General features: G+C 60.1%; 13 protein-coding genes and 1 pseudogene. 8 read left to right on the top strand and 6 right to left on the bottom strand.

Annotated elements, in window-relative coordinates; all coding sequences use genetic code 11:
• Positions 1-17: 17 nt before the first annotated feature.
• The 4 genes and pseudogenes from BSG20_RS06605 to BSG20_RS35520 all read left to right on the top strand — a co-directional run.
• Entirely contained in the window at positions 18-1085 is a 1068-nt protein-coding gene (locus tag BSG20_RS06605; protein WP_072372531.1) for an adenylate/guanylate cyclase domain-containing protein, read from the top strand.
• 45 nt (positions 1086-1130) lie between these two features.
• Positions 1131-2489 carry an esterase-like activity of phytase family protein gene (locus tag BSG20_RS06600; protein ID WP_072372528.1) on the top strand — a complete coding sequence of 453 codons (1359 nt, stop codon included), beginning with the start codon at positions 1131-1133 and terminating at the stop codon, positions 2487-2489.
• Between the two features lie 297 nt (positions 2490-2786).
• Entirely contained in the window at positions 2787-3224 is a 438-nt protein-coding gene (locus BSG20_RS06595) for a VOC family protein (RefSeq protein ID WP_072372525.1), read from the top strand.
• A 228-nt stretch (positions 3225-3452) separates the two neighbouring features.
• Positions 3453-3578 (top strand): annotated as a pseudogene (locus BSG20_RS35520) (IS5/IS1182 family transposase); the annotation flags it as partial.
• 16 nt (positions 3579-3594) lie between these two features.
• On the opposite strand, the gene BSG20_RS06590 reads toward BSG20_RS35520, so the two are convergent.
• The 5 genes from BSG20_RS06590 to BSG20_RS06570 all read right to left on the bottom strand — a co-directional run bounded on the left by BSG20_RS06590 (position 3595) and on the right by BSG20_RS06570 (position 10245).
• A complete protein-coding gene (locus BSG20_RS06590; RefSeq protein WP_072372522.1) occupies positions 3595-4566 on the bottom strand; it encodes a DMT family transporter in 972 nt (323 codons plus the stop codon).
• 43 nt (positions 4567-4609) lie between these two features.
• The gene (gene ppx / locus BSG20_RS06585) at positions 4610-6133 is read right to left on the bottom strand and encodes an exopolyphosphatase (RefSeq protein ID WP_072372519.1); all 1524 of its coding nucleotides are present in this window, start codon (positions 6131-6133) and stop codon (positions 4610-4612) included.
• A gap of 12 nt (positions 6134-6145) precedes the next feature.
• Positions 6146-8350 carry an RNA degradosome polyphosphate kinase gene (locus tag BSG20_RS06580; protein ID WP_072372516.1) on the bottom strand — a complete coding sequence of 735 codons (2205 nt, stop codon included), beginning with the start codon at positions 8348-8350 and terminating at the stop codon, positions 6146-6148.
• 63 nt (positions 8351-8413) lie between these two features.
• Positions 8414-9127, bottom strand: coding sequence for a DnaA regulatory inactivator HdaA (gene hdaA / locus BSG20_RS06575; RefSeq protein ID WP_072372514.1), 714 nt, complete (start codon positions 9125-9127; stop codon positions 8414-8416).
• Positions 9124-10245 carry an AI-2E family transporter gene (locus BSG20_RS06570; protein ID WP_072372511.1) on the bottom strand — a complete coding sequence of 374 codons (1122 nt, stop codon included), beginning with the start codon at positions 10243-10245 and terminating at the stop codon, positions 9124-9126. The genes hdaA and BSG20_RS06570 overlap by 4 nt, the downstream gene beginning before the upstream one ends.
• 245 nt (positions 10246-10490) lie before the next feature.
• Between BSG20_RS06570 and purM the strand changes: the two genes are divergently transcribed.
• Positions 10491-11564, top strand: a complete 1074-nt coding sequence (gene purM / locus BSG20_RS06565; protein ID WP_072372508.1) for a phosphoribosylformylglycinamidine cyclo-ligase — start codon at positions 10491-10493, stop codon at positions 11562-11564.
• The gene (gene purN, locus BSG20_RS06560; protein ID WP_072372505.1) at positions 11561-12235 is read left to right on the top strand and encodes a phosphoribosylglycinamide formyltransferase; all 675 of its coding nucleotides are present in this window, start codon (positions 11561-11563) and stop codon (positions 12233-12235) included. Before purM ends, purN begins: the two co-directional genes overlap by 4 nt.
• Before the next feature lie 3 nt (positions 12236-12238).
• On the opposite strand, the gene BSG20_RS06555 is transcribed toward purN, so the two are convergent.
• Complete coding sequence (locus BSG20_RS06555; RefSeq protein ID WP_072372502.1) at positions 12239-13402, bottom strand: alpha-D-ribose 1-methylphosphonate 5-triphosphate diphosphatase; 1164 nt, start codon at positions 13400-13402, stop codon at positions 12239-12241.
• 86 nt (positions 13403-13488) lie between these two features.
• Here BSG20_RS06555 and BSG20_RS06550 point away from each other — a divergent pair, with 86 nt between their 5' ends.
• Together BSG20_RS06550 and BSG20_RS06545 are read left to right on the top strand one after the other, a co-directional pair.
• Positions 13489-13698, top strand: coding sequence for a hypothetical protein (locus BSG20_RS06550; RefSeq protein ID WP_072372500.1), 210 nt, complete (start codon positions 13489-13491; stop codon positions 13696-13698).
• Positions 13698-14018, top strand: a complete 321-nt coding sequence (locus BSG20_RS06545; protein WP_244541266.1) for a type II toxin-antitoxin system VapC family toxin — start codon at positions 13698-13700, stop codon at positions 14016-14018. The genes BSG20_RS06550 and BSG20_RS06545 overlap by 1 nt, the downstream gene beginning before the upstream one ends.
• Positions 14019-14028 lie beyond the last annotated feature (10 nt).

The raw sequence follows: 14028 nt of genomic DNA, 5'->3' as shown, positions 1-14028 counted from the left end.
ACCGCGAAAAGGACTACATGAGGGAAATATCTCCAGTCCAGAACTGGCTATTGATCGCGCTCGTCATAGCCGCGAGTGGCGTTCTCTATGACATGCGGTTCTATGGGGGACATCCCTTCGTCGGAGCAACCTTTGCGCTGTTCATCGGCATGCCGATCATTGCCTTCGAACGAAAGGTGATCCTGCGCGGCCTTTACCGGCGCATGCAGGCATTGCCGACGGTGACGTTCTTTCTCGCAGAGATCTTCGTCTACGAAATTCTGATGAGCATCGGATTTGCGATTGCTGGCCTCGCCATGTGGTGGCTCGGCGCAATTCATCCTGCATCATGGGTAGAGGCTGTCGTTCTGCCCTTCGATGCCTTCCTCTATGCACTCGCCGTGTGCGCGCTCATTATCTTCGTGCTGCGCATCCGCGAATTGCTGGGCCGCGACATCTTCATGAGCATGCTGTTCAGCCGATACCGGAAGCCGATCAGCGAGGAACGCGTCTTCCTGTTCATCGACCTCGTGGATTCGACGGCCTTTGCCGAGAAACATGGTGACCTTCGGGCACAGCAGATGCTGAGCTCGCTGTTTGCTGCCTTCGCCGAGCCGGTGCGGAAATACAAAGGCACTATCGATGACTATGTCGGAGACGCCGCGATCATCAGCTGGCCGTTGGAGCGCGGGATCAAATTCGCGCGATGCGTGAACTGCATCTTCGATATCATCAGCGAGATAGAGGCGGACGCCGAGAGCTGGTTGAAGACATATGGCCAGGTCCCCCGCCTGCGCGCCGCTTTGCACGGAGGCACCGTGATCACAGCCGAAATCGGCGTCGACCATCACAAGATCACCTATTTCGGTGACACGGTGAATACTGCGTCCCGGCTCGAATCGCTCTGCAAGACGTTGAACCGATCGGTCCTCATCTCATCCGACCTCGCGCAGCGGATCAAGATGCCGGAGGCGGTGTCGGCGGAGGATCTTGGAAGCCACGCCGTCAAGGGCCGCGGCCAAACCCTCGGCGTCATCGCGCTCGCCAAGGCAGACAACCGCAAAGCGTCACCAAAGCGTCACGCAAGCGTCAACGCGCCGACATGAAAGCCTTGCTAATCGAGACCCGCATTCCAATCCTTGGGGGTTTCGATGAAAAATACTCTTCTTGCTTCCGTTTCATTTGTTCTTTTGATCGCCTGCCCGGCTGCAGCCGACCAGCAGGAATTTCCAGCCAAGCTCGCAGGCCAAGCCATTCTGCCGGCCAACACGCTCGTCGCGGCTCCGGACGATACGCCGGAATTCCTCAAGCATTCCGGCAAATTCACCACCGCTGACCGCAAGCGTACCGAAGCGCTCGGCAGCGTTCCGGGCAAGGACGGGGTTCGCGTCACCGATCTGAAGCTTCCTTTCGACGGTCAGCCGATCCAAGGCTTCTCCGGCATCAAGACCATGCCTGACGGCACGTTCTGGACGCTATCCGACAACGGCTTCGGCTCGAAGGCGAACTCCAGCGACGCGATGCTCTTCCTGCATCAGGTGAAGTTCGATTGGCAGACCGGCAAGGTCGAGGTCGTCAAGAACCTCTTCCTTTCCGACCCCGACAAGAAGGCACCCTTCCCGATCGTGCTTGAAGGCGCCGAGAAGCGCTATCTCACTGGATCGGATTTCGACATCGAGTCCGTGCAGCCTGTCGCAGACGGTTTCTGGATCGGCGAAGAATTCGGACCCTACCTCCTTAAGTTCGATACTGAAGGCCGCCTGACCGACGTCATCTCGACCACGGTCGACGGCAAGCCGGTCATGTCCCCCGATAATCCGGTTGTCTCCGTCCAGGCAAACCCGACCGCTAAGGTGCCGGTCTTCAACCTGAAGCGCTCGGGTGGCTTCGAAGGTGTTGCCATCTCGAAGGACGGCAGCAAGCTCTACGGCCTTCTCGAAGGCGCAATCTACCAGGGCGACGGCAAGATGGAATCGGTTGACGGCCATACCGCCATCCGCGTCATCGAGTTTGATACCGCTTCCAAGAACTGGACGGGCCGCACCTGGTTCTATCCGTTCGAGGAAAAGGGTGTTTCGATCGGCGACTTCAACATGCTCGACGACACTACCGCACTCGTCATCGAACGCGACAACGGCGCCGGCACGAAGGACAAGGCCTGCGTCGATCCCAAGCAGCCGAAGCCGGATTGCTTCGAGGCCCCTGCCGAACTCAAGCGCATCTACAAGATCGAGTTCAACGACGCCAACGTCGGCAAATCAGTTCGCAAGATCGGCTACATCGACCTGCTGAACATCCAGGATCCTGACAACAAGAAGAAGGCCGGCAGCAAGGATGGCAACTACGACATGCCGTTCGTAACAATCGAGAATGTCGACCGCGTCGATGCCACGCACATCGTCGTCGGCAACGACAACAACCTGCCCTTCTCGGCAGGTCGCGCTGTCGACAAGGCCGACAACAACGAGTTCAGCTTGCTTGAGGTCAGCGAACTCCTGAACGCGAAGTAAGCCTGCACGTTTCACGAGGAAGGCCCCGTTCGCAAGAGCGGGGCTTTTTGCTGGATAAGCAAATGCCAGAAGCCGTTTCGTGGAGTGCGACTCGACCGCCATCGGCCTCGCTCACCCTCGCCCCTTAAGACCGTTTGAAGACTGGGTGGCGGTTTGAGGCGGTCCATATTCAAGCTTCTGATGTAAAAAGCAGCGAACTGGGCGTGGATGGCTGTCGGTGTTTGGGGCACCTCAAGCGTCCTTTGTTGGACGAGGTGAACACCTTGTAGATTGACCGACACATCGGAGATTGGAAACATGGCGCTCAAACGGATGGACAACGTAGGAATCGTCGTCGAAGACCTCGGAGGGACGATTGATTTCTTTCGCGAACTCGGCCTCGAGCTCGAAGGGCGGGCCACGATCGAAGGAGAATGGGCCGGACGTGTCACTGGACTGGGCGATCAGCGTGTCGAGATTGCCATGATGCGCACACCGGACGGCCACAGCCGGATCGAGCTCTCCCGCTTCCTCACGCCGCCTGTCGTCGCAGATCACCGGAACGCCCCGGTCAACGCCCTAGGCTACCTCCGCGTCATGTTCGCCGTGGACGACATCGACGAGACGCTTGAAAGGCTCCGCACGCGCGGCGCGCAGCTCGTAGGCGATGTAGTCCAGTATAACGACGCGTATCGGCTCTGCTACATCCGTGGGCCTGAAGGGATTCTCATCGGACTTGCCCAAGAACTCAACTGAACGCTACGAAGGCGAACGGCAAAGAGTGACCGACGTCAGCGAGAGCGTCCGAACCCGACCCGCCGCTCCGTCCAGGTTCGGCCGCGTTCTGGTGAGGCACGCTTAGGTCGTCAAGCCTGTCGCCCGTGAAAGCCGCTATCGGCACCTAGAAGACCGTTTGAACACGGGGTGGCGGTTTGAGGCGTTCCATGATTCAAGCTTCTGATGTGGACAGCAGCGAGTCGGGCCCGGATGGCCGCCTGGATGACACGATGGTGGCGCCTTGTCCGCGACCACGAGGCCCGCATCGACGTGTCAGAAGCCATGATCCATGTCGCCATGGGCGGTCTTCTGCTCCGACGTATCCGCCACTGACGTTCCAAACGGACCCTTAGACCGTTGCCGCCTGCGCCTTAGCCTTGGGCTTCAGCAGGATGATGAGCAGCAGGCCGGCGACGATGAGCGCGGCACCTTCGAGGTGATAGGGTTGCAACTGCTCGCCGAGGATCAGATAGGCGAGCACAGCTATAAAGATCGTCTGGATGTAGAGGAGCACGCCCGCCCTCGCCGCGCCCAGAGCCTCGATGCTCCGATTGAAGAGGTAATACATAACCGCTCCGCCGGGGATCGCGACGTAGGCGAGCGCGACGAGCCCGCTGCTGTTGAGCGTCGAGCGTTCGTCAGAGAGAAGCTCAAAGAGATAGAAGGGCAGCGCCGTCAGCACCGCCGCGCCGAGAAGCAGCACCAGGAGTGCAAGGCGATTCACATCGAATTTCGCCCGGCGGAGCAGGACGGTATAGACGCTGAAACAAAATGCGCCGGCGACGATCCACAGTTCGCCAGGATTGAAGTCGAGACGCATCAGCGCTGCCGGGCTGCCCTTGAGGATGATGACCACGATCCCGAGAAAGGCCAAGATCGATCCGATTACCTGCCAGCCTCCCATCGACTCAGCCAGAATCAAACGGGCAAGAATCATGGTGATGATCGGGATCAGGGCGATGATAATGCCGGCGGTAGTGGCGTCGGCATGCTCGAGACCGACAAAAATCATGCCCTGGCAAATCGCGAGTCCCATGCCGCCGATGGCAAGCAGTTCGAGGGGGCGAGCCCGCACCAGCGCGACCATATCGCCGAAATGCCGACGCACGATCGGCATCAGGATCGCCCAGGCGATCAGCACTCGCCAGAAGCAGAGCGCCCAGGGCGGCATCTCGGAAGAGACCCATTTCGCGGCAATATAGACACCGGCTGACAGCAGCCAGCAGAGAACCCCCACGGAATAGGCGGCCGCAAGCGAATTGCCCGCCGCCTGTTCCGTCCCGACTGTGTCGCGATGGACCGCCAAGACATGTATCGCCATGGCTCAGTTATGCCACAGTTCACCTGAGATGCACAGATGAACGCTATTCGAAGCGGAAGGCCAAGCGCTTGTTGGTCAGCTTGGAAAGCTGTTGCAAGCGGCCTTCGAGGCGCTCGCCGGCAAAGTCGTGATATTCCGCCGGAACCACGAACTCCAAGTCGAGATCGGGTTTGGACGATTTCTGGAAGGTGAGATTGCGCACGACGCCGGGCATGGATGCCGAAAAGAGATAGACGACACGCAGCAAGCCGCCGAGCAGCTTGGCGCGCTCGATAAATCTCGGCGTGGCGATGGTGGCGAGAGGGCCCGTCGCACCGTCGTCATACGGCCCTTCGAACCTGTAATAGTTCGTCAGCGCAATGAAGGCGCGGCCGGGGTGGCTGATGCCGACAAAGGACGAGTGAGCAATGATGTTCAGCGCCTGCAGGCCGCGGTAATCGGGATGCGCGCGCCAGCTTATGTCGGCAAGCAGGCACGCCGCCTGGCGATAGCGCGCCTCCTCCTCCGTCTCGGCGATGCCGAAATAGGGCATCACGCGGCCTGTCCAGTCCGCCAGCTCTCTGGCGTGTTCTGGCGAACGCGCGCGCAGAATGGCGAGTTCGCCAGCGGCGGCCAGCAGCGGATCGCTGCGGCGCTCGCTCTCGGAAAGCAATGAATAGAGGTAGCCTTCACGCACGCCCTGCCCCGAGAACGAGATGACAGAGGGCTTCATCGCGCTCAGGACTTCCTTCATGGCAACCGCACCGAACGGAAGCAGCGCGCGGCGATGCTTCGAGACCGCCATCCACGCAGGATCCTTCGAGTCCTTGGCAATCTCCACCTGATCGAGGAATTGAATCATCGCCTCGAGCGAAACTTCGTAGCCCTGCATCATGTGCAGCGGATACTGCGTCATCTCCATGTGCAGTTTGGCAATATTTCGCCAAGTGCCCCCGACGGCATAGAAGGTGCGCCCATCTCCCTTCGCCAGCAGTTTGGAAATTGTTCTCACATGCTTGCGAGCAAAGGTTCGGGCCTTCTCCAGCGAGCCGCCGGCATATTCCGACAGGCGAAGGCCACCGAGCGGTAAGGTGACCCCCTTGCCGATTTCCTTGCCCTTGATGTCAATCAGTTCGAGTGAACCGCCGCCCAGGTCGCCAGCAATACCGTCCGGCTCATAGAAGCCGCTGACAATGCCGAGGGCGGAGAACTTCGCCTCTTCCTCACCGGAAAGAACGCGGACCTTACGCTGAAGGATTGTTTCCGCCTTGTGGATAAAATCCGGTCCGTTCGATGCTTCGCGGGCCGCCGCCGTCGCCAGCACGAACATGGTGGCGGCGCGCGCCTGATCGGATAATGCCTTGAACCGATGCAAGGCAGCCAGCGCCCGCCCGACACTCGCCTCATCCATCTTGCCGGTCAGTGCGATTCCTCGACCGAGACCACAGAGCACCTTTTCGTTGAAAAGGATCGTCGGCGAGCGGGACATGCCTTCATAGATGACCACACGGATCGAGTTCGACCCGATATCGACCACGGAGACCGGGGCTATCCCTGGAAGGCGCCCCTGGGCTTCTGATTCAACCATGCAGGTCCAATATTACTTGTTGTTTCGGCCGGAAAGCAGGCCGGCGATCAGCTTGGGCGCACTGGATTTCAAGGCTTCGCCGCGGCCGGACAGGCTGGGGTTGGTCATGAAGTACTGCTGCGCGTTGAACGGCTCTTCGCCCTTGCGCACTTCCATGCGCCTGGACGTACCGTCGGGCAATATCTCGTAGCTTTGCTGATTGTCAATGATATTGCCGAGCATAATCTGTGAGAGAACCTGCTCGTGGACCGTCGGATTGGTCAGTGGGACGAGCGTTTCGACACGGCGATCGAGGTTGCGCGGCATCATGTCCGCCGAGCCGATATAAACCAGCGCCTTGTCGGATGGCAGCCCGTGACCATTGCCGAAGCAGAAGATGCGGCTGTGCTCCAGGAAGCGTCCGACGATCGACTTTACCCGGATATTCTCCGACAGGCCGGGCACTTGTGGGCGCAGGCAGCAGATGCCTCGAATGACAAGATCAATCTCGACGCCGGCGCGGCTTGCCGTGTAAAGCGCGTCGATGATCTCGGGGTCGACGAGCGAATTCATCTTCATCCAGATCGCCGCCGGCGCGCCGTTCTTAGCGTGCTTGATTTCTTCCTCGATGTGGCGAACGATGCGCGAGCGCAGCGTGTAGGGAGAAACCGCCAGTTTCATGCTCTCTTCGGGCTCGCCGTAGCCAGTGATGAAGTTGAAGATATTCGCCATGTCGTGCGCGATCACCGGATTGCAGGTGAAGAACGACAGGTCGGTATAGATCTTCGCGGTGACCGGATGATAGTTGCCGGTGCCGAGATGGCAGTAGCTGCGAAGCTTACCCTCTTCGCGGCGGACGACCAGCGACATCTTGGCGTGTGTTTTCAACTCGATGAAGCCGAAGACGACCTGTACGCCAGCGCGCTCCAGGTCGCGCGCCCAGCGGATGTTGGCCTCTTCGTCAAAGCGGGCTTTCAGCTCCACCAGGGCCGTAACGGACTTGCCGGATTCGGCCGCGTCGATCAGCGCACGGACGATCGGGCTGTCGTTCGACGTGCGGTAGAGGGTTTGTTTTATCGCCAGGACGTCCGGATCGCGTGCAGCCTGGAGCAGAAACTGGACCACCACGTCGAAAGATTCGTAGGGATGGTGAACCACCATGTCCTTTTCGCGGATGGCAGCGAAGCAGTCGCCGGCGTGCTCTCGGACACGTTCGGGAAATCGCGCATTGTAGGACGGAAATCGAAGATCTTCACGCGGCGCCTTGGTGATTTCGGACAGCGTGTTCAACGCCAGCAGGCCTGGCAGGACCGCGACTCGATTTTCCGGAACGCTGAGGGCCTGAACGACGAACTGGCGCAACGACGCCGGCATCTCGGAATCGGTCTCGATGCGAATCACCGATCCGCGGCGGCGGCGCTTCAACGCGGTTTCGAAAAAGCGCACGAGGTCTTCGGCTTCTTCCTCGACTTCGATATCGCTGTCGCGGATGATCCGGAACGTACCTGAGCCCTGCACCTCGTAGCCGGGATAGAGGCGGTGAATGAAGACGTTGGTAACATCCTCGAGCGTGATGTAGCGGATCGTGTTGCGATCGTCCGGCAGGCGCACGAACCGGTCGAGCGCCGGCGGCAGGCGCAGCAGCGCCGTCATCGGGTCGCGACCGTTCTTGCTGACGAGCTGCAGGCCGATCGAGAAGCCGAGGTTCGGAATGAAGGGGAACGGGTGCGCCGGGTCGATGGACAGCGGCGTCAACACTGGGAAGATCGCTTGCTCGAATTCCGTCGCCAGCCAGGCGCGATCGAGGTCGCTGAGTGCCCCGGGACGGACGATCAGGATATCTTCCTTGGCGAGATACTGCTGGAGAACGGCAAGCGATGCCTGCTGCTCCATCTGCAGATTGTCGATCTCCTGGAGGATGGCGTCGAGTTGCTCGGCAGGCGTCTTGCCGTCGGGCGTGCGCACAACGATGTTTTGGCGCACCTGCCCCTCAAGCCCGGCAACGCGCACCATGAAGAATTCGTCGAGGTTTGCCGCAGAGATCGACAGGAAACGGACTCGCTCAAGCAGCGGATGCTCGGTGTTCAGCGTTTCCTCAAGAACACGGCGATTGAACTGCAACCATGAGAACTCGCGGTTGATGAAGCGCTCGGGGCTGGCGAGCAGTTCTTCAAGCGATGGCACAGTCTCATTGGTTTCCGGAGTAGGTTCGTGATGCTCCGTGACTGCGCTATCCATGTCTGATTGTCCCGTTTCATTCGCCAAGCGAATTATATCAGTTTCACGACAGAACTGTGACAGTCAATCTTCCGGTTCCGAATTACCCAATTCATTCAACACTTCAGCGGCAAGAGTTCGGGTAATCTTCGTGCCTCGAGAAAGGGCAAGCCGGTCCAAGCTGTCCACGATCGTCTGGGCCGCATTCAGCGACCGTTCCATCCGATTAACGATATAGAGCACCAGTTTGTCATCAATATAAATCTGGCGGTCTGCAAACAGCTTTACAATGACCTTTGACAGCAGTTCCTCGTCCGGCTCGCCGATCTCGACGACCGTCGCCGCCTTCAGGCGCGAGCGCAGATCGGGCAGTTCTACCGGCCAGGACATCGGCCATAGGCGGCTTGTCATCAGAAGACTGTGACCGTTTTCCCGCACGCTGTTGATCACATGGAAAAGTTCGTTGTCGTCGAAGCCACGTCGGTCGACATCCTCGAACAGCACCGGACCATTGGCGGCATCGACGGCCGCGTTGGCGCCCGCCTTCGGATAGATTGCGACGGCGCCGCTATGATCTTTCCAGATGTTCGCCAGATGCGATTTTCCGGAGCCGACAGGCCCGGCGAGGATGACGACGCTCGAAGGCCAATGCGGCCAGGCATCGACGATCGACACGGCCGCTGCGAGCCGTGCGGAGATCAACAGGTCGTCGCGCCCCGTTGCTGCATCGTGCGAAAATGCCAAGGGAAGCTGTTCGACAGCATTGCGCCTTGGACCAGCGTTTTTCACATCAGTCATTTGGGGTCAGCTTTTGTCTTGCCGACCTGGCCATTCTTCGACCCGCCGGCATAGAGATCGCTCTCAAGGTAGCGTGAAAGCGCAAAACGGACAAGCACTCCGACCGCGGCAGCCGCCGGCACGGCAACCAGCAGACCAACAAAGCCGAACAACGCGCCGAAGGCAAAGAGCGCAAACATCAACCAAACAGGGTGCAGCCCGACGCTGTGTCCCACCAGCTTCGGCTGCAGGATGTTGCCCTCCATGAACTGACCGCTGAAGAAGACGGCAAGCACCGCGCCGACCCAGATGTAATCGGGCCAGAACTGGACGATGGCAACGCCGACGGCAAGAATGAGACCCACCAGCGAGCCCACATAGGGAATGAAGCTGATCATACCCGCGAACAGACCGATCAGCAGACCGAAGTTCAAGCCGACCAGCGACAGGCCAACGGCATACCAGATGCCCAAGATCAGGCAGAGCGAACCCTGCCCCCGAATGAAGCCGGCAATGGCCTGATCGATTTCCCGCATGATCTGGTGGACATTGGCCACGTAGTCGCGCGGAATGTACTGATCGACCTTGGCGATCATGCGGTCCCAATCAAGCAGCATGTAGAACGCCACAACGGGCGTGACGATCATCAGCGAGATGACGTTGACGACGGCAAGGCCGGAGCTCCAGACCTGACCGAAAAGCCCTGTCAGTAGCCCGAATCCTTGCGAGAGGATTTCAGAGAAATTGTTCTTGATCGTGCCGAGTTGGTTCCTCACCCAGTCCGGCATGAGGGTATTCTGCGACTTTGTAATGAATGTCTGCAACTGATCGATGTAGCCCGGCAGGCGACCGGCAAAATCGCTGAACTGGCTCGCCAAAACCGGTATCAGGATCATCAGGGCCAGGACGATGACGACGACGAAGGCGATCAAGATCACGATCGTTGCCATCAAGCGGCTAAGACCGAGGCGCTCCAATCTGTCAGCAATGGGATCGAGGAAATAGGCCAGCGCCATCCCCGCGAGAAATGGCAGCAGGATCGAGCTGAAGACAAAAAGGAAGGCGATAAAGAAGGCGAGCACGGCCAGCCAGAAGATGACTTGGCGCTTCAGACCTGCCCCGCTAATCTGCTGTGGCATCACATTCCCCGCTGATCGGCCGTCTCGATTTTTCGCATCATCTCGATGCAACCTTCGAGCACATAGGATGTGGGTGAGAGAATGGTCAACCCCACCGCTAAGAATCCAGATGACCTGCGTCAAAAGAGCGGGAAATTGGGGCTTTCTCCATGCAATCCCTTGCATAAACGCCCCTGTCATGCAATTGCGACCCGCATATTGAGGCGGCGACATTTCCCGCCCGAATACAGCCATCGGAGAGCAGCATGAGCCAGTCTGGAAAAAACGGCCTGACCTATAGCGACGCAGGCGTCGACATCGATGCCGGAAACCTTCTGGTGGAGAAGATCAAGCCCGCCGTGCGCTCGACGCGCCGCCCGGGTGCAGACGGCGAGATCGGCGGCTTCGGCGGCCTGTTCGACCTCAAGGCAGCAGGGTTCACGGATCCGGTCCTTGTTGCCGCCAATGACGGCGTCGGCACCAAGCTGAAGATCGCAATCGACGCCGATTATCACGACACCGTCGGCATCGACCTCGTCGCCATGTGCGTCAACGATCTGGTCGTCCAGGGCGCTGAGCCGCTGTTCTTCCTTGATTATTTTGCCACGGGCAAGCTTGACCCCGACCAGGGCGCGGCGATCGTCGAAGGCATTGCTGCTGGCTGCCGCGACGCAGGCTGCGCGCTGATCGGCGGCGAGACAGCTGAAATGCCGGGCATGTATTCTTCCGGCGACTACGATCTTGCAGGCTTTGCCGTCGGTGCAGCCGAGCGCGGCCAGCTGCTGCCCTCCGGCGACATTGCCGAAGGCGACGTGATCCTCGGCCTCGCTTCCTCGGGCGTTCACTCCAACGGTTTTTCGCTTGTGCGCAAGATCGTCGGGATTTCGGGCCTCGCCTTCGATGCGCCGGCTCCGTTCGCAGACGATAAGAGCCTCGGCGAAGCGCTGCTGACGCCGACACGCATCTATGTGAAGCCACTCCTGAAGGCGATCCGCGAAACGAAAGCCATCAAGGCACTGGCGCACATCACCGGCGGCGGTTTCCCGGAGAATATCCCTCGTGTTCTGCCGAAACACCTCGCAGCCGAGATCGATCTGGCGGCCGTCAAGGTTCCGCCGGTCTTCTCCTGGCTCGCCAAGACAGGCGGCGTCGAGGCCAACGAAATGCTGCGCACCTTCAACTGCGGGATCGGCATGATCGCGGTCGTTTCGGCTGAGAACGTCGCAACCGTTATCGCCGCCCTCGAAGGCGAAGGCGAGACGGTCGTGAAGCTGGGCCGCATGATCACCCGTGCCGAGGGTGCGTCCGGTACGCTCTACCAGGGTACGCTCGCCATATGACGACGCCGCGCAAACGCGCCGTCGTCTTCATCTCCGGCGGCGGTTCCAACATGATGGCGCTCGTCGCCGCTGCCAAGGCTGCCGACTATCCGGCAGAAATCGTCGGCGTCATCGCCGACAAGGCCGATGCCGGCGGGCTTGCCAAGGCGGCAGCCGAGGGCATCCCGTCATTCGCCTTCGTTCGCAAGGACTACGCCAGCAAGGAAGCGCACGAGGAGGCGATCTTTGCCGCGCTCGATCGGCTGTCTCCCGACATCCTCTGCCTTGCCGGATACATGCGGCTGCTGAGCGGCGTGTTCATCCAGCGTTACGAGGGCCGGATGATCAACATCCACCCGTCGCTGCTTCCGCTCTTCCCCGGCCTGCATACCCATCAGCGGGCAATCGATGCCGGTATGCGGATCGCCGGCTGCACCGTGCACTTCGTCACCGAAGGCATGGATGAGGGACCGGTTATCGGCCAGGCCGCCGTGCCGATCCTTTCAGGCGATAGTGCCGAAAGCCTGGCAGCGCGCGTGCTCACCGTCGAGCACCAGCTCTACCCGCAAGCGCTGCGGCTCTTGGCCGAGAGCAAGGTGAAGATGGAGGGCGGCAAGGCCGTCAGCACCGACGCTGCCGCAGCGCCGGCGGAACGCAGCAGCGTTATCTCCCTCATTGGCGAGGGTGCCTGAGCCTCAGGCAGCAAGCGCCCGCAGTTGGTGCAGCGTGCCATCGCTGTAGACGAAACGGCCCTTGCGGAATGTGGCGCGGATGCGGTGCACGTCACCAGCTTCGACAACCACGAGATCCGCCTGCTGCCCGACGGTAATCTCGCCACGATCCAGAAGACCAGCCGAACGTGCAGCATTGCGCGTCGCCATGGCGACGGCATAGGGCAGGCTCGTGCGATCGGCGATCTTGAAGATGCCAGGCACGAAGGCGGCGGGATGGTAATCGGCGGCGATAACCGTCAGCAGGCCGGCGGCTGCGGCGTCGAGTGCGCTGAGATTGCCGGACATCGATTGTCCGCGCAGGGCATTCGGAGCACCCATCAGCGTCCATAGACCACGACGACGCGCCTCTTCAGCCGCGGGAAGCGTCACCGGAAATTCGCTGATCGTGACGCCGAGATCGTGCATCTGCGCGACCTTCTCGGCACTGTCGTCATCGTGGGAGGCGAGCGACAGCTTGTGTCTCAAGGCAAGATCGACGACTTGCTTCAGCTTGATCTCGATGTCCGGATTGCTGCGCATCTCGATGCGCTTCGTGACCATCTCGGCGGCCATCTCCTCGGAAATGGCGCGGCGTTCGGCAATGCTCAGGATGTAGCTTTCGATGTTGTTGTACTGCCCCTGCCCCGGCGTGTGGTCGGTCAGCGAAACCATGTCAACATGACTGGCATCGAGCAACTTCTCCAGGGCCGGCGCGGCGCCGAGATTGGTGATCTCGTAGCGCGCATGAACGCGGTGATCGATCAGCAGGTTGTCCTTGAGCCGATTGATGCCCTCGATGACGGCCGAGGTGGTCTCGAGCGAGCGGACATGCCCATAAACGCTCTCTGTTGCGAAGGAGACCGCCGCAAAGGCCGTCGTGACACCTGCCGCGGCAAGCTTCTTGTCCAGTTCATGAATGCTGAAATCGATCGGCATCGGCGCATTCGGGCGCGGCGCAATCTCGCGCTCCACCATGTCGCCGTGAAGATCGACAAAGCCCGGCATCAACAGACGTCCGCCGCCATCGATAGCGGCGTTGGCGACCAGCTCCGGCCGAACGTCGGCAATCACACCGTCCTCGACGCGCACCGAGCCGTGGCTGACGATCTCATCTGGAAGGACAAGAGTAAAGTTGCTGAGCCACATGGGTCTTCTCCGGGAGGGTGAGTATGACAGGCGGAGCGCATAGCGCTGAAGCATGACATCGGTGTGAACGCAAAGACAAGTTGGTCATGTGGTGGACCACGGAACTCCTAACCCAAGTCGAGGCCGGCCCGGAGATTGAGATTTCGCGCGGCAGCGTTCCTGTTGCCCGGCTGAGCGAGATCGATGACCGCAATGAGCGCGCCCAGGCTATCCGTCTACTTCGTATCGAGCGCGCCGAACGCGCCACGGCGAGCGCGGCGGAAATTCGGCGATGGCGCCTCGAAGGGCGGAGCTGATGCCGTTTGTCGTCGACGCGTCCATCGCTGCCGCAGGGCTGCTACCGGACGAGGAAAATGTCGAGGCGGAAGCGGCCCTGTCTCTCCTGGAGATCGATGACGCCGTTGTGCCGGATCTCGCTTGGCATGACATGCGCAATATTCTGTTGGTAGCTGAGCGCAAACGCCGGATCGGCAGCGAGGATATTCTGGCCTGTCTTGTGCGCCTGGAAAGCTTGCCCTGCGAACAATGTTCGACGATGATCACCAAACAATCATTAGGCTCGCGAGAAAGCATCAATTGTCAGGCTATGATGCAGCCTATCTTGCTCTTGCTTTGAAACAGGCTGT

Source organism: Rhizobium tibeticum, from assembly GCF_900110205.1.
Taxonomy (GTDB): domain Bacteria; phylum Pseudomonadota; class Alphaproteobacteria; order Rhizobiales; family Rhizobiaceae; genus Rhizobium; species Rhizobium tibeticum.
This window is presented reverse-complemented; position numbering and strand designations above follow the sequence as displayed.